Annotated in this window: 14 protein-coding genes; 3 read left to right on the forward strand and 11 right to left on the reverse strand. The window is 74.0% G+C overall.

The window, feature by feature from the left end:
- Window position 1: 1 nt before the first annotated feature.
- From ACFYPS_RS03860 to ACFYPS_RS03900, 9 genes are read right to left on the reverse strand one after another with little or no spacing between them, the layout of a single operon-like run.
- On the reverse strand, window positions 2–1,036 hold the full coding sequence (locus ACFYPS_RS03860) for a beta-ketoacyl synthase N-terminal-like domain-containing protein (RefSeq protein ID WP_354965206.1): 1,035 nt from the start codon (window positions 1,034–1,036) through the stop codon (window positions 2–4).
- Window positions 1,033–2,238 (reverse strand): beta-ketoacyl-[acyl-carrier-protein] synthase family protein, encoded by a 1,206-nt coding sequence (locus ACFYPS_RS03865; protein ID WP_354965207.1) that lies wholly within the window; start codon window positions 2,236–2,238, stop codon window positions 1,033–1,035. Before ACFYPS_RS03865 ends, ACFYPS_RS03860 begins: the two co-directional genes overlap by 4 nt.
- A gap of 3 nt (window positions 2,239–2,241) precedes the next feature.
- Entirely contained in the window at window positions 2,242–2,496 is a 255-nt protein-coding gene (locus ACFYPS_RS03870; protein ID WP_089020954.1) for an acyl carrier protein, read from the reverse strand.
- A 21-nt stretch (window positions 2,497–2,517) separates the two neighbouring features.
- Window positions 2,518–2,988 carry a beta-hydroxyacyl-ACP dehydratase gene (locus ACFYPS_RS03875; protein ID WP_354965208.1) on the reverse strand — a complete coding sequence of 157 codons (471 nt, stop codon included), beginning with the start codon at window positions 2,986–2,988 and terminating at the stop codon, window positions 2,518–2,520.
- Entirely contained in the window at window positions 2,988–3,458 is a 471-nt protein-coding gene (locus tag ACFYPS_RS03880; protein WP_354965209.1) for a hypothetical protein, read from the reverse strand. Before ACFYPS_RS03880 ends, ACFYPS_RS03875 begins: the two co-directional genes overlap by 1 nt.
- On the reverse strand, window positions 3,455–4,207 hold the full coding sequence (fabG, locus tag ACFYPS_RS03885; RefSeq protein ID WP_354965210.1) for a 3-oxoacyl-[acyl-carrier-protein] reductase: 753 nt from the start codon (window positions 4,205–4,207) through the stop codon (window positions 3,455–3,457). The genes ACFYPS_RS03880 and fabG overlap by 4 nt, the downstream gene beginning before the upstream one ends.
- A gap of 12 nt (window positions 4,208–4,219) precedes the next feature.
- A complete protein-coding gene (locus tag ACFYPS_RS03890) occupies window positions 4,220–5,479 on the reverse strand; it encodes a CoA transferase (protein WP_354965389.1) in 1,260 nt (419 codons plus the stop codon).
- Between the two features lie 18 nt (window positions 5,480–5,497).
- Window positions 5,498–6,637, reverse strand: a complete 1,140-nt coding sequence (locus tag ACFYPS_RS03895; RefSeq protein ID WP_354965211.1) for a steroid 3-ketoacyl-CoA thiolase — start codon at window positions 6,635–6,637, stop codon at window positions 5,498–5,500.
- Between the two features lie 36 nt (window positions 6,638–6,673).
- The gene (locus tag ACFYPS_RS03900; protein ID WP_354965212.1) at window positions 6,674–7,948 is read right to left on the reverse strand and encodes a cytochrome P450; all 1,275 of its coding nucleotides are present in this window, start codon (window positions 7,946–7,948) and stop codon (window positions 6,674–6,676) included.
- Between the two features lie 78 nt (window positions 7,949–8,026).
- Here ACFYPS_RS03900 and ACFYPS_RS03905 point away from each other — a divergent pair, with 78 nt between their 5' ends.
- The 3 genes from ACFYPS_RS03905 to ACFYPS_RS03915 are packed head-to-tail and all read left to right on the forward strand — an operon-like array spanning window position 8,027 to window position 12,737.
- Window positions 8,027–9,238: a cytochrome P450 gene (locus ACFYPS_RS03905; protein ID WP_354965213.1), complete on the forward strand. Its 1,212-nt coding sequence runs from the start codon at window positions 8,027–8,029 to the stop codon at window positions 9,236–9,238.
- Window positions 9,235–10,443 carry a cytochrome P450 gene (locus tag ACFYPS_RS03910; protein ID WP_354965214.1) on the forward strand — a complete coding sequence of 403 codons (1,209 nt, stop codon included), beginning with the start codon at window positions 9,235–9,237 and terminating at the stop codon, window positions 10,441–10,443. Before ACFYPS_RS03905 ends, ACFYPS_RS03910 begins: the two co-directional genes overlap by 4 nt.
- 29 nt (window positions 10,444–10,472) lie before the next feature.
- Window positions 10,473–12,737 (forward strand): xanthine dehydrogenase family protein molybdopterin-binding subunit, encoded by a 2,265-nt coding sequence (locus ACFYPS_RS03915; RefSeq protein WP_354965215.1) that lies wholly within the window; start codon window positions 10,473–10,475, stop codon window positions 12,735–12,737.
- A 43-nt stretch (window positions 12,738–12,780) separates the two neighbouring features.
- Here ACFYPS_RS03915 and ACFYPS_RS03920 read toward each other — a convergent pair whose 3' ends face one another.
- Entirely contained in the window at window positions 12,781–12,975 is a 195-nt protein-coding gene (locus ACFYPS_RS03920; RefSeq protein ID WP_354965216.1) for a ferredoxin, read from the reverse strand.
- Between the two features lie 3 nt (window positions 12,976–12,978).
- Window positions 12,979–14,004 (reverse strand): methyltransferase, encoded by a 1,026-nt coding sequence (locus ACFYPS_RS03925; RefSeq protein WP_387322593.1) that lies wholly within the window; start codon window positions 14,002–14,004, stop codon window positions 12,979–12,981.

Below are 14,004 nucleotides of genomic sequence, written 5' to 3' on the forward strand. Positions count from 1 at the left end.
GCTACCCCCGCACCACGGCCGCGGCAACCGCGCCGTCGCGGGACTGGCCGGTGATCAGCGCGGGTCGTCCGCGGGTGGCGGGTTCTTCGGCGTACCGGGCCAGCAGCACGCCCAGCGCCAGCGCGCCGGTGGCGGCCTGGCAGTCACCGAGCGCCGGGCGCACCGACAGCCGCTGCGCGGTGGCCGGCACCACGTCGGACAGGCTGTCCGCGTCGAGGTCACCGCTGGCGACCGCCCAGACGTCGGCCGGGCGGACCTTCGCGGCGGCCAGCGCACGGCGGACGCAGCCGGCGAGTGCGTCGCCGGTCCCCTCCGGTTGGAAGCCGGTGGCCACCGCGAGCACCTCCGCGCGCGATGGCATGGTGACGCCGGGCGTCGGGCGGCGCAGCAGATAGACGGCCGCGGCCTCGCCGGCCGGGCCGGCGCCGGTGAGCTCCGCCGCCCACGCCGTGTTCGGCGTGTACTCCTCCACCCCGCCGACCAGCAGGGCGTCGGCGTACCCCCGGCGCAGGGCGTTGAGCGCGTAGCGCAGCGCGTACAGGAAGGCGAGCGGGCCGCCGGCCACGGTGGCGTTGACGCCGCGCAGCCCGTAGCGGATCGCCGCCTGGCCGCTCGCGCAGTTCATCACCGTGTTCGGGAACAGCACCGGGTTGACCAGGTACGGCTTGTCCTGCAGCAGCGTCTCGCGGGAGAAGTCCATGGTGGACTTCAGGCTGCCGGTGGTGGTGCCCAGCACCACACCGACGCGGTGCCGGTTGTCGTCGTCCGGGGTGAGCTCCCCGTCGGCCAGCGCCCGTCCGCAGGCCACCATGGCCAGCGCGGTCGCCCGGTCCAGGAAGCTGGTGCCCTTGCGGCCGAGCAGTCGGCGTACGTCGAAGTCGGCGATCGCCGGCGCCTCGGCCGTGGGCAGCGGCTCCTCGAAGCGGTCGCGGACGTCGGCGCGGACGACGGCGTCGGCCCGCACGGCGGCGAGCAGTTCCGTGACGGAGTCCCCGGCGGCGGAGAGCACACCCCAGCCGGTCACCAGGCCGGTCACCGGATCGCCCCGAAGATCGTGATGGCGTTGTTGCCGCCGAAGGCGAACCCGTTGTTCTGCGCCACCCGTACGGTGGCCGATCGGGCCGTGTTCGGCACCGGGTCGATCCAGGACAGCTCCGGGTCGGGGTTGACCCAGTTGATGGTCGGGGGCAGGAACCCGTGCCGTATGCCCAGCGTGGTGGCGATGGCGCCGAACCCGCTCGCCGCGCCCATGGTGTGACCGAGCATCGACTTGATCGAGCTGACCGGGGGCACCCGGTCGCCGAACACCGCCCGGATCGCCCGCGCCTCACACAGGTCGTTGGCGGGCGTGCCGGTGCCGTGCGTGCTGATGTAGTCGACGTCCTCCGGCTTGACCCCGGCGTTGTCCTGGGCCAGGCGCATGCACGCCGCGACGCTCTCCTCGTTGGGCGCGACCATGTGGTGGGCGTCGCAGTTGACGCCGTAACCGAGCACCTCGGCGTAGATCCGGGCGCCCCGGGCCCGCGCGTGGTCCAGGGTCTCCAGCACCAGGGCCGCGCCGCCCTCGCCGGTGAGGATGCCGGAGCGGTCCCGGTCGAACGGTCGGCACGCCCGCTCGGTCAGCGCGCCGAGCCGGAAGAAGCCGGCGTGCGCCCAACGGCACACCGAGTCGGCGCCGCCGGCCACCATCACGTCCGCCTCATCGCAGCAGAGCAGGTCGTACGCGTACCCGATGGCGTAGTTGCTGGCCGAGCAGGCGGTGGTGAGGGTGACCGACTCACCGGCCAGCCCCAGCTCCGCACTCACCGCGTAGGACAACCGCTCGGCCGGCGCCTGCCGTAGCGCCTCGACGGACATGGCCGGGTAGCCGCCCTCGACGAGCTCCGCGGTGAGCTGCTCCACCACCGTGGACTCGCCGCTGGTGGTGCCGACGACCGCGCCGACGCGCCCCGGATCGAGGGCGGGCAGCGGCAGACCGGCGTCCGTCACGGCCAGCCGGGCGGCCGCGGCGGCGAACAGCGCCGAGCGGCCCCAGTCGGCGATCCGCAGGCGTCGCAGCAGCGCCTCCGGTCGGAACGCGGGCACCTCGCCGGCCCAGTGGTGCGGGAACCCGCTCGCATCAAAGCTGGTGATGGGCGCGGCGGCCGACCGGCCGGAGCGCAGCCCGGCGGTGAACTCGTCGACGCCGATGCCGATGCCGGACACCGGACCGAGCCCGGTGACGACCACGCGGTGCACGGGTCAGTCCTGCCAGCCGGCGTGTCGCGCCACGACCTCGTGGACGGCCTTGAGGCTGCGCATCTCGTTCAGCTCGGCCTGCGGGATCTCCACCCGGTACCTCTTCTCGATCCGGGCCAGGATCTCGATCGCCCGCAACGAGTCCGCCTCGTACTCCTCGACGAAGTCGGCGGTGTCGGCGACCTCCTCCGGTTCCAACTCGAGCACCTCGGCCACGATCTCCCGCAGCTCCGCCATGTGCTGTTCGCGTTCACTCATCGGGATTCCCTCTTCCTCTCATCATCGGGCTCCGGAGATGGCGTCGGCCGGTCGGACGACCGCCATCATCGAGCCGAACTCCGCCACCTGGTCGGTCCCGACCCAGCTGGATCCGGAGGCGAACGCGGCCCCGTGCACGACCTGTTCCAGCCGGACCCGGTGCCGGATCACGTCGCCCGGGTAGACCGGGCGCAGCAGAACGCAGTCGCGGGCCGCGGTGAACATCGGCAGCCCGGCCGTGCCCGGCCCGCGGGACAGCAGCCAGAGCACCGCCGCGCCCTGACCGAACGACTCGATCAGCAGCGAGGCGGGGTACGCGTACCGGTCGGGGGCCTGCCCCTCGGCGATCCCCCGGTAGCAAGGTTCGCAGCCGGTGACCGCCTTGACCGCCTCCAGGCTCGCTCCCGGCTCGACGCTGTCGACCCGGTCGAGCAGCAGCATCGGGTACCGGTGCGGCAGCAGGGCACGCAGCTCGCCGTGGTCCAGTCTCATCAGGTGCCCTCCCCGTCCGGGGCCGGCCAGCGGTACACCGCCCGCACCGTCGCCGCGCGGACCCCGTCGCCGCGTACGCACCGGGCGGCGACCTCGAACGACTGGTCCTCGGCGACCGGGCCGACCGACGCCTCGACGGTGAGCGTGTCCCCGGCGAGCAGTGGGGCGAGGAACCGGGCGGAGCGCAACCGGTGCAGCTGGGGCAGCCGGCCCGCGCAGTAGCCGACGGCCGCGGTCACCGCCTGCCCGATCGTCTCCAGGGTGAACACGCCCGGGTAGACGGTCAGCTCCGGGAAGTGCCCGCCCAGGTAGACGTCGGCCGGGTCGACCGTGGTGCCGGCGCGCAGGCTGATCCCGCCCCGGGGCCCGGCGGACACCTCGACCCAGCGGATCGCCGGCAGGGGCGCCGCCGCGGCCCGGTACGTCTCGGCGGGGCGGGTTCCGACGCTGAACGTGGGTGCGGCGGTCACAGCACGATCCCCCCGTCCACCCGGATCACCTGGCCGGTGACGTAGCCGGCCCGCTCCGAGAGCAGGAACTCGACCAGCTCGGCGACGTCGGCGGGTGCGCCGAAACGGCCCAACGGGATCCGCCCCAGGGCCGCGTCGCGCAGCTTGCCCGGCAGCGCGGCGGTCATGTCGGTCTCGATGAAGCCGGGCGCCACCACGTTGACCCGTACGCCGTACCCGGCGACCTCCTTGGCCAGGGACAGGCTGAGCCCGATGATGCCGGCCTTGCTGGCGGCGTAGTTGGCCTGCCCGGTGTTGCCGCTGACACCCGCCACGGAGGAGAGGTTGACGATGGCCCCGCGGCGTCGCTTGAGGAAGCGGAAGGCGACGGTCCGGCAGGTGTTCCAGGTGCCGGTCAGGTTGGTGCCGAGCACGTCGTGCCACTCGTCGGGCGCCATCAGCACCAACGGCCGGTCCCGGGTGATGCCGGCGTTGTTGACCAGCGCGGTGAGCGGCCCGAGGTGCCGCTCGGCGGTCGAGACGAACTCGTCGACCGCGGCCGGGTCGGTCACGTCGCACGGCCCGAACCAGGTCCCGACCCCGTACGCCTCGACCTCCGCGCGGGTCTTCTCCGCGGCCTCGCTCGGCGCGCTGTAGCAGCCCGCCACCGCGTACCCCTCGGTGGCCAGCCGCAGCGCGACCGCCCGGCCGATCCCCCGGGACACCCCGGTCACCAGCGCGCAGCGCGGCGCGGCGCCTGCCGTTGCCATGTCACCTCCTCCTCATCCGATCGCCCGTTGCGCGCGCAGCCGTTCCCGGGTGGCCGCGTCGACGCCGATCTCGTCGAGGACCCGTTCGGTGTCGGCGCCGGGTTCCGGTGCGCCGGAGCGGACCGCCGTCGGCGTCCGGGAGAACTTGACCGCCGGCCCGGTCAGTGGCGCGGTGCTGCCGTTGGACAGCACCGTCTCCTGGACCATCGCCCGGGCGTGGACCTGCGGGTCGGCCGCGGCCTCGGCGAAGGTGCGGACCCGCTCGGCGGTGATCCCGTTCGCGTCGAGGGTGGAGACCACCTCGGCGCAGCCCCGCCCGGCGCACCAGTCGGCGACGACCGCGTTGACCGTGGCGCGGTTGTCGCGGCGTTCCTGGTTGGTCGCGTACCCGGGTGCCCGGGCCAGTTCGGGGCGGCCGACCACCTCGGCCAGCCGACGCCAGGAGCGGTCCAGGGCGACCGCCACGTAGACGTGGCCGTCGGCGCACCGGAAACAGCCGGCCGGCACCACGAAGTCGGCCTGGTCGCCCCAGCGGCGCAGCGGCACGCCGGTGGCGCCGAGGGTGAGGTAGCCGTTGCTGGAGAAGAGCAGCGAGTCGAGCATGCTCACGTCGACGTGCTGGCCCTCGCCGGTGCGGTCGCGGTGGCGCAGCGCGGCCAGCGCGCCGATCACCGCGTGCAGGCCGGCGAGGTCGTCGGCGAGGAAGGTGGGCGCTTTCAGCGGTGCGCCGTCGGGTTCGCCGTTGAGCGCCATCCAGCCGGCGGCGGCCTGGGTGGTCGGGTCGTAGCCGGGCCGTCCCGCGTCCGGGCCGAACTGTCCGTAGCCGGAGACGGAGACCAGCACGACGTCCGGTCGGACCGCCCGACAGGCCTGGTAGCCGACGCCCCAGGCGTCCAGCGTCCCGGGCTTGTAGTTCTCCACCACCACGTCGGCGGTGGCGACGAGCCGCAGGAACACCTCGGCCGCGCCGGGGCGGCGCAGGTCCAGACCGATGCTGCGCTTGTTGCGGTGCACGCTCTGCCGGAACCAGGACAGCCCGGTGCCGGGGATGTCCGGGGGCATCAGGCCCTCCCGGTTGCCGGGCATCTCCACCCGCAGCACGTCGGCGCCGAGGTCGGCCAGGACGCAGCTCGCCACCGGGCCGGACCACACCTTGGTGACGTCCAGGACCCGTACGCCCTGCAGCGGCCCGGTCAGGTCGTGGCGGGCGTCGGCGTAGAAGGCCGCGGCGTCGCGGGTCTCGGGGGCGGGCGGCGTCGGCGCGGCGCGCATGTCGGTGTCCATGCCCGCCTACTCCCGCACCAGCAGCGACGCCGTGCCGAGCGAGCCGCCGCAGCACATGGTGACCAGGGCGACCTCGCCACCGTCGCGTTCCAGCTCGTGCAGGGCGGTCACCAGCAGCCGGCTGCCGCTGCTGCCCAGCGGATGCCCGAGGGAGATGGCGCCACCGTTGACGTTGACCCGGTGCAGGTCGGCGTCGTGGTGCGCGGCCCAGGAGAGCACGACGGACGCGAACGCCTCGTTGACCTCGACGACGTCGACGTCGTCGACGGTCATCCCGGCCCGCTTGAGCAGTTTGCGGGTGGCCACGGTCGGGCCGTCGAGCAGGTAGTAGGGGTCGGCGCCGGTGACCACCTGGTGGGCCAGCCGGGCTCGGGGCCGCAGACCGAGGGCGGCGGCGCGGTCCCGGGACATCCAGAGCACGGCGGCCGCGCCGTCGGAGATCTGGGAGATGGTGCCGGCGGTGTGGATGCCGTCGGGGATCACCGGCCGCAGGGCGGCCAGCCCTTCGGCGGTGGTCTCCCGGATACCCTCGTCGGCGTCGGCCAGGGTGCCGTCGGGCAGCGGCACCGGGGTGATCTCCCGGTCGAAGCGGCCCTCGGCGCGGGCGTGGGTCGCCCGCTGCTGCGAGCGCAGCCCGTAGGCGTCGGCGTCCGCGCGGGTCAGCCCCTGCCGGGCCGCGATCCGCTCGGCGCCGCCGAACTGCGCCTTAGGCGGGTCGTCGTACGGGTAGTCGGGGGTCTTGTAGTGCCCGGGCCCCTGGTAGAGGTTGGTGCCGACGGGCACCCGGCTCATCGACTCCACGCCGCAGGCGATGCCCACGTCGATGGCGCCGGCGGCGATGAGCGCCACGATCAGGTGGTTGGCCTGCTGGGCGGAGCCGCAGGAGGCGTCGACCGTGCTCGCCGCGACCTCGTAGTCGAGGCCGCTGTTGAGCCAGGCGTTGCGCGTGACGTTGAGGCTCTGCTCGCCCACCTGTGTGACGCAGCCGCCGATTATCTGCTCCACCTCGCCCGGTTCGATCCCGGCCCGGCGGATCACTTCGACTTGGACGTGCCGCAGCAGCTCCACGGCCTTCAGGCCGGACAGCACACCCTCGCGCCGGCCGATCGGCGTCCGGACCGCCTCGACGATCACCGCCTCCGGCATGGACTTCCCTTCCTGGTCGGCGCGTGGTTCGGGTGCTCAGGCCGGGACGAGCCGTACGCGCAGCTCCTCCAGGCCCCGGAAGGTGCTGCTGTGCCGCCACTCGAGGTCGATCTCGTCGGCGTCCGGGTCGGCCAGCTCGATCACCGCGAACCGGTCCACCAGCCGGCGGAAGGCGATCTGCCCCTCGGCGCGGGCGAGTTGCGCGCCGAGGCAGTGGTGTGGCCCCCAGGCGAACGACAGCGGCGTCTCCGGCGGTTCGGCGCCGGCGAAGCGGGCGATGTCGAGCACGTCCGGGTCGGCGTAGCGGGCCGGGTCGCGGTTGGCCGCGCCGATCAGGGTGATCACGTGCTCACCCCGGGCGAGCGGGGTGCCGTCGACGAAGGTGGTGTCCTCGAACGCGGCGCGGCCCAGCACGTGCACCGGGGAGTCGAAGCGCAGCAGCTCCTCGACGGCGGACCGGGTCAGCTCGGGCTCGGCGCGCAGCCGTTGGAGCTGGTCGGGGTTGCGGCACAGCGCGTGCGTGCCGAGGCCGATCAGGTCGGTCATGGTCTGGAAGCCGGCGCCGAAGAGCAGCACGATGACCTGGATCAGCTCGTCGACCGAGAGTCGGTCACCGTCGATCTCGACCTGGCCGAGGGCCGAGGCGAGGTCGTCGCGGGGATCCTCGCGCCGCTTGCGAACCAGGTCGGCGAAGTATTCCTCCATCTCGCCGAGCGCCTGGTCGGATGCCTTGAGGACCTCTTCCGGTGCGAAGATCTCCAGCCCGCCGGACGCGGCGCGGGTCAGCCGGCGCAGCAGCGGCCAGTCCGCCGGCGGCACGCCGACCAGCTCGCCGATCACCATCACCGGAAGCGGGAAGCCGAACGAGCCGACGATGTCGACCTCGCCGCCGCCGGGGCCGACCTGGCGGCTGATGTCGTCGAGCAGGCCGTCGACGAACGAGGTCAGCCGGGGGCGCAGGGTCTCGGTGCGGCGGGGGGTGAACACCCGGCTCACCAGCCCGCGCAGCCGGGTGTGCTCCGGCCCGTCGAGGAAGAGCAGGGTCCGGGCGCCCTCGCGGCCGCGGGAGTCGCCCATCCGGGGGCGTTGCGCCGACTTGTCCAGCGACGGGTTGCGCAGCGCGGCACGGCAGTCGTCGTACGTGGTGAGCACCCATCCCACGCCCTGGCCGGGCTGTTCCATCCGGTACTTCGGCGCTGCCGTTCGCAGCGCGTGGTAATGCGGGTAAGGGCTGCTGACGGTGGCCGGGGCCTTCATCAGCAACTCCATCGCGACGATCCGGGGATCAGCGCTCACCACGGTCTCGGTCATGGCTCGGAAGCCTAATAGCGTTTCGCGTATCTCGGAAGTACTTGTTTCTCGTATCTTTTATTGCGCATACTGGCGGGCATGACCTCGGCCCGTACCGGCATGCCGCCGAGATTCGACGCCCGCGACCCCGCCGTGGTGGCCGACCCCTACCCCACCTACGCGACGCTGCGCGCGGCCGGCCCGCTCTGCCGGATGGGGCCGGGCAGCTGGGGCGTCACCCGCTACGCCGACGTCGCCCGGCTGGTCCGCGACCCACGCCTGGGCAGCGAGTTCCCGGCGGCCTACCACCGGATGTCGGCCGGCGACGGCGCGGCCGGCTCCTTCTTCGGCAGCATCATCCTCTACCGCGACCCGCCCGAGCACGGGCGCCTGCGGCGGCTGATGGCCAAGGCGTTCAGCCCCGCACTGGTGCGCCGGCTGCGCCCGAGAATCGAGGCGATGGTCACCGACCTGCTGGCCCCGGCGACCCGCACCGGACGTTTCGACGCGGTCTCGGATCTGGCCTTTCCGCTGCCGGTCATGGTGGTCTGCGCCCTGATGGGCATCCCGCCGGCGGACCACGAACGCATCCGCCCGTACGCGCTGGACCTGAGCAAGGCGTTCGCCGCGATCGTGCCGGACGACGACCGCCCGGCCGCCGACCGGGCCGTCGAGTGGCTGCGCGACTACCTCGGCGAGATCCTCGACCGGCGCCGTGCCGAACCCGGCGACGACCTGCTGTCCCGGATGCTCGCCGCGACGGACGACGACGGCGCGGTGCTCGACCACGACGAGATCGTGGACAACGCGGTCTTCGCCTTCTTCGCCGGCTTCGAGACCACCACCAACCTGATCGCCACCGGCGTGGCGGCACTGCTCGACCACCCCGACCAGCTCGCCCTGCTGCGGGCGGACCCGACGCTGGCGCCCCGCGCGGTGGAGGAGTTCCTGCGCTACGACGCCCCGATCCAGGGCGTCGCCCGGCTCGTCCGGGAGGACATCGACGTCGGCGACCGCACCATCCGCGCCGGGCGGGTGCTGATCCTGCTGATCGGCAGCGCCAACCGGGACCCGGAGCGGTTCGGCACACCGGACCGCCTCGACGTCACCCGCGAGGACAACCCGCACCTGTCCTTCGGCGGCGGCATCCACCACTGCCTCGGCGGCTACCTGGCCCGGGTGGAGGCGCAGGTCGCCTTCGAGACCCTGCTGCGCACCTTCCCGACGCTGGCCCCGGCCGGACCGGCCCGCCGGCAGACCGGCGGGACGCTGCGCTCGTACGCCAGCGTGCCCGTGGCGGTGCGGCGGTGAGCCCCGCCGGGCGGGTCCTGCCCGCGCGGATGGACCCCCTCTCCCCCGAGGTCGTCGCCGACCCGTACCCGACGTACGCCCGGATGCGGGCGGCCGGCCCGCTGTGCCGGTTCGGCCCGGCGAGCTGGGGTGTGACCCGGCACCGGGACGTGGCCGCGCTGCTGCGTGACCGTCGGCTGAGCAACACCTTCCCGGAGGACGACCCGCAGTTCCGGATGGCGCAGGACCTCTCCCGCGAGGTGTTCCGACGGATCATCCCGACCCGCGACCCGGACGACCACAGCCGGCTGCACCAGCAGATGGTCCGCGCGTTCAGCCCCGGCGTGGCCCGGCGCACCGCCGGCCGCGTCGGCGAGCTGGTCGACGAGCTGCTCGCGCCGGCCCTGGACACCGGGCGTCTGGACGCCGTCGCCGAGCTGGCCTTCCCGGTCGCCGCCACCGTGGTCTGCGAACTCATCGGACTGCCGGCGGCGCGGACCCGGGCCGAGGTCTGGCCCCGCGCGGCGGCACTCGGCCGCGCCTTCACCCCGTTCCTTCCCGAGACCGACCGCGCGGCGGCGGACGAGGCGCTGGCCTGGCTGCGCGGGTACGTCCGCGACCTGCTCACCAGCCGGCACGCCGACCCGGACGGCGACCTGCTCGACCGGATGCTCGCCGTGGCGGACCCGGCCGAGGGAACGGAGGAGGTCGTCGACAACATCGTCTTCCTCTGCTTCACCGGCTACGAGACGACCATGAACATGGTCTGCACCGGCAGCATCGCGCTGGCCGAGCGGCCCGACGAGTGGCGTCGGCTGCGCGACGACCCGTCGCTGGCCGCCACCGCGGCCGAGGAGTTCGTCCGGTTCGACGCCCCGATCCAGTACACCGCCCGGCTGGCGTTGGAGCCGATCCCGGTGGGTGACCGGGTGATCCGGGCCGGTCGGTCGGTCTTCCTCCTGCTCGGCTGCGCCAACCACGACGAGGACGTGTTCGCCGACCCCGGTCGCGTCGACATCGGCCGCCACCCCAACCCGCATGTCGGCTTCGGCGGCGGCGTACGCGGCTGCCTCGGCGCCGCGCTGGCCCGGATCGAGGGAGCGGTCGTCTTCGAACGGCTCGCCCGACAGCTCGCCGGCATCGACCTGGCCGCCCCGCCGGTGCGCGAGCCCAGCGCCCTCTTCCGGTCGTACGCGTCGATCCCGCTCGCCGTCACCCCGGCCTGAGCCGGCGTCGGCAGAACCAGGAGTCGCAGATGTCATTGATCGGCCGACCGGTACGGCGTACCGAGGACCGGGCCCTGCTCACCACCGGCGGCACGTACGTCGACGACGTCGTCGTGCCCGGCTGCCTGGAGCTGGTCTTCGTCCGCTCCCACATGGCGCACGGCCGGCTGCGCGGCGTGGACGCCGAGGCCGCCCGGCGGGCGCCCGGCGTGGTCGCGGTCTTCACCGCGGTGGACGTGGACCTGCCGCCGCTGCCGCCCGAGGCCGGCGTGCTGAACCAGAAGATGACCACCCCGGTGCTCGCCGACGGCGTCGTGCGGTTCGTCGGCGAACCGGTCGCCGCAGTGCTGGCGACCAGCCGCGCCGAGGCGGTGGACGCCGCCACCCTCGTCGAGGCGGACATCGCGCCGTTGCCGGCGCTGGTCGACGTCGACCGGGCGCTCGCCGACGAGTTGGTGCTGCATCCGCAGGCCGGCACGAACATGGTGCTCAAGCTCGGCTTCCGTCGCCCGGCCGGGCGGGCCGAGCTGCACGAGGGCGCCGAGGTGGTGGTCCGGCAGCGGATGATCAACCCGCGGGTGGCGCCGTGCCCGCTGGAGGCCCGCGCCGGGCAGGCCGAGTGGGGGCCGGACGGGTTGCGCTACCGGGCCGGCAGCCAGGCGGTGCACCTGTGGCGCGGCCAGCTCGCGGCGGCCCTCGGCGAGCCGGAGGAGCGGGTCCGGGTGGTCAACGGCGACGTCGGTGGGGCGTTCGGTTCCAAGGCGTTCGCCAGCCGGGAGGACATCCTCGTCGCCTGGGCGGGCCGCCGGCTCGGCCGTCCGGTGCGCTGGGCGGAGACCCGCAGCGAGAGCATGGTCGCCGCCGGGCACGGCCGGGCCCAGCACCAGAGCGCCGAGCTGGGCGGCACCCGCGACGGGCGGATCGTGTCGTACGCGCTGGAGGTCGTGCAGGACGCCGGGGCGTACCCGCGCATCGGGGCGATCCTGCCGTTCTGGACCCGGACCATGCTGACCGGCCCGTACGGCATCAGCCGGGCGAAGTTCAGCTCGTCCAGCGTCACCACCACGACCACCCCCGTCGTGTCGTACCGGGGCGCCGGGCAGCCGGAGGCGGTGGCCGCCCTGGAGCGGATGGTCGACCTGTACGCGGCGGAGATCGACATGGATCCGGCCGAGGTACGGCGACGCAACCTGTTGCCGCCGGAGAGCTTCCCGGTGACCACGGTGACCCGCGCCCGCTACGACACCGGCGACTACCCGGCGGCGCTGGAGCGGGTGCTCGCCGAGGCCGGCTATCCGGCGCTGCGCGCCGAGCAGGCGGCCCGCCGCGTACGCGGTGACGTCCAACAACTCGGCATCGGCCTGTCCACCTTCGTGGAGATCACCGGCGCGGACACCCGCAGCGAGTACGCCTCCGCGCGCGTCGACCACACCGGCCGGTTCACCGTCCACTCGGGAACCTGCCCGCACGGCCAGGGCCACGTCACCGCCTGGGCGATGATCGCCGCCGACGTGCTCGGCGTACCGCTGGATCGCGTGGACGTGCGCCACTCCGACACCGCGACGGTCCCCGAGGGCGGCGGCACCGGCGGGTCCCGGTCGTTGCAGACCGGTGGGATGGCGGTCCGCGAGGCGGCCCTGGCCCTGGTGGAGCGGGGCCGGGACGTGGCGGCCGCCCGCCTGGGCGTGTCCCTCGACGAGGTGAAGTTCGCCGCGGGACGGTTCCGGTCGACCGCCGGGCGCGTCGTCGACTGGGCCGAGCTGGCCGCCGACGACGCCGGCCCCGGGGGCGGGCTGTCCGCCGAGGCGACGTTCCAGCCGTCCGCCGCGACCTGCCCGTACGGCGCGCACCTGGCCGTGGTGGAGGTGGACACCGAGACGGGTCAGGTGGCCCTGCTGCGCGTGGTGGCGGTCGACGACGCGGGCGTGCTGCTCAACCCGCTGCTGGCCGAGGGGCAGGTGCACGGCGGGTTGGCGCAGGGCGCCGGCCAGGCGCTGGTCGAGGAGGTCCGCTTCGCCGCCGACGGCACGCCGCTGCACGGTGACCTGCACCGGTACGCCATGGTGGGCGCGGCCGAGCTGCCGTCCTTCGAGACGGTCGCGACGCAGACCCCGACCCCGGTGAACCCGCTGGGCGCCAAGGGGCTCGGCGAGTCTGGGGCGGTCGGTCTTCCGCCGGCGGTGCAGAACGCCGTGGTCGACGCCGTCCGCCACCTGGGCGTGCGGCACATCGACATGCCGGTGACCGCCGAGCGGGTCTGGACGGCGATCCAGGCCGCGGGCGCCGCGAGCTAGTGCCGCCAATGGGCCGCCCGGTGACCCGGGCGGCCCATTGGCGTCAGTCGTCCACCACGGACAGCGCCTGCTTCGGGCAGCGGCGCGCGGCTTCGCGTACCCGGGCGGCCAGTGCGCCCTCGAGCGGCTGTTCGGTGATGTGCAGCCGGTCGTCGTCAGCGACGTCGAACACCTCCGGCGCCTGACCCACACAGACCGCGTTGCTCTCGCATCGGGAGAAGTCCACGACCAGTCGCACTGCTCACGCCTCCGTCTTCGGGACGATCTCGAGGATCGGGAACATCATGGTGGGCACGCTGCGGGCCAGCCGCAGGTCGGCGACGTCCAGCAGCCGCTCGATGTGCTCGCGGGAGCGGGCGCCGCCACCGACCATGGCCAGCAGGAGCAGGTCGTAGAGGCGCCCGACGTCGAACCGGTCACCCGGCTCGACCACGGGCTCCAGCACCAGCAGCCGGCTGTCCAGGCGCATCGCCGCCCGCACGGCCGTCAGCAGGCGTACGGCGTTGTCGTCGTCCCAGCCGTAGAGGATCCGCTTGAGCAGGTAGGCGTCCGCGCCGGCCGGGACGGTCTCGAAGAAGCTGCCGTCGGTCACCGTGCACCGCTGGGCCACACCGAGCTTCTGCAGCACCGGCTCGGCCTCGGCGACCACGTGCGGCAGGTCGAACAGGGTGCCACGCAACGCCGGGAAGCGGGCCATGATGCCGCCGAGGAAGGCGCCGTTGCCGCCGCCGACGTCGACCACCGTGGCCAGCTCCCCCCAGGGGTACGCGGGCAGCGCGGCCCGCAGCTCCAGCCGGGTGGCCGCCTGCTGGGAGGCGTCGAAGCGGGCGCTGTCGTGCGGATGGGCGGCCATGTACGGCCAGTAGCCCTCGGGGTGGACCTGGTCGAAGGACGCCTGCCCGGTGCGGATGCTGTGGTCGAAGTGTGCCCACGCCTCGATGTCGGGTTCGAGCAGCGGGTACGCGTCGCGCAGCGACAGCGGGTGGTCGGTGCGCAGCGGCTCGGCGAGCTTGGTCAGCCCGAACACCTCCGGCTCGACCTCGGTGAAGATGCCCTTGCCGGCCAGCGCCCGCAGGGCGCGCAGCAGCGACGGCGCGTGCGCGCCGGTGGCCTCGGCCAGTTCGGTCACCGGTCGTGGCCCGTCCACGAGCTGGTCGGCGACACCCAGCTCGGCGACGGCGCGCACGGTGAACGGCACGATGTAGTCGGCCAGCTCGGTCAGTCGGAACACCGATTCGATGTCGATCCGGGGTCGGGTCGGGGCCAT

Origin of the sequence: Micromonospora sp. NPDC005087 (genome assembly GCF_042872965.1) — a bacterium.
Lineage (GTDB): Bacteria > Actinomycetota > Actinomycetes > Mycobacteriales > Micromonosporaceae > Micromonospora.

Excerpts from the sequence above, each read along its gene's own strand:
- ACFYPS_RS03870 (WP_089020954.1), bottom strand. The coding sequence starts at position 2,496 with ATGAGTGAACGCGAACAGCACATGGCGGAGCTGCGGGAGATCGTGGCC.
- ACFYPS_RS03875 (WP_354965208.1), bottom strand. The coding sequence starts at position 2,988 with ATGAGACTGGACCACGGCGAGCTGCGTGCCCTGCTGCCGCACCGGTAC.
- fabG (WP_354965210.1), bottom strand. The coding sequence starts at position 4,207 with ATGGCAACGGCAGGCGCCGCGCCGCGCTGCGCGCTGGTGACCGGGGTG.
- ACFYPS_RS03890 (WP_354965389.1), bottom strand. The coding sequence starts at position 5,479 with ATGCGCGCCGCGCCGACGCCGCCCGCCCCCGAGACCCGCGACGCCGCG.
- ACFYPS_RS03895 (WP_354965211.1), bottom strand. The coding sequence starts at position 6,637 with ATGCCGGAGGCGGTGATCGTCGAGGCGGTCCGGACGCCGATCGGCCGG.
- ACFYPS_RS03900 (WP_354965212.1), bottom strand. The coding sequence starts at position 7,948 with ATGACCGAGACCGTGGTGAGCGCTGATCCCCGGATCGTCGCGATGGAG.
- ACFYPS_RS03905 (WP_354965213.1), top strand. The coding sequence starts at position 8,027 with ATGACCTCGGCCCGTACCGGCATGCCGCCGAGATTCGACGCCCGCGAC.
- ACFYPS_RS03915 (WP_354965215.1), top strand. The coding sequence starts at position 10,473 with ATGTCATTGATCGGCCGACCGGTACGGCGTACCGAGGACCGGGCCCTG.
- ACFYPS_RS03925 (WP_387322593.1), bottom strand. The coding sequence starts at position 14,004 with ATGGCCCCGACCCGACCCCGGATCGACATCGAATCGGTGTTCCGACTG.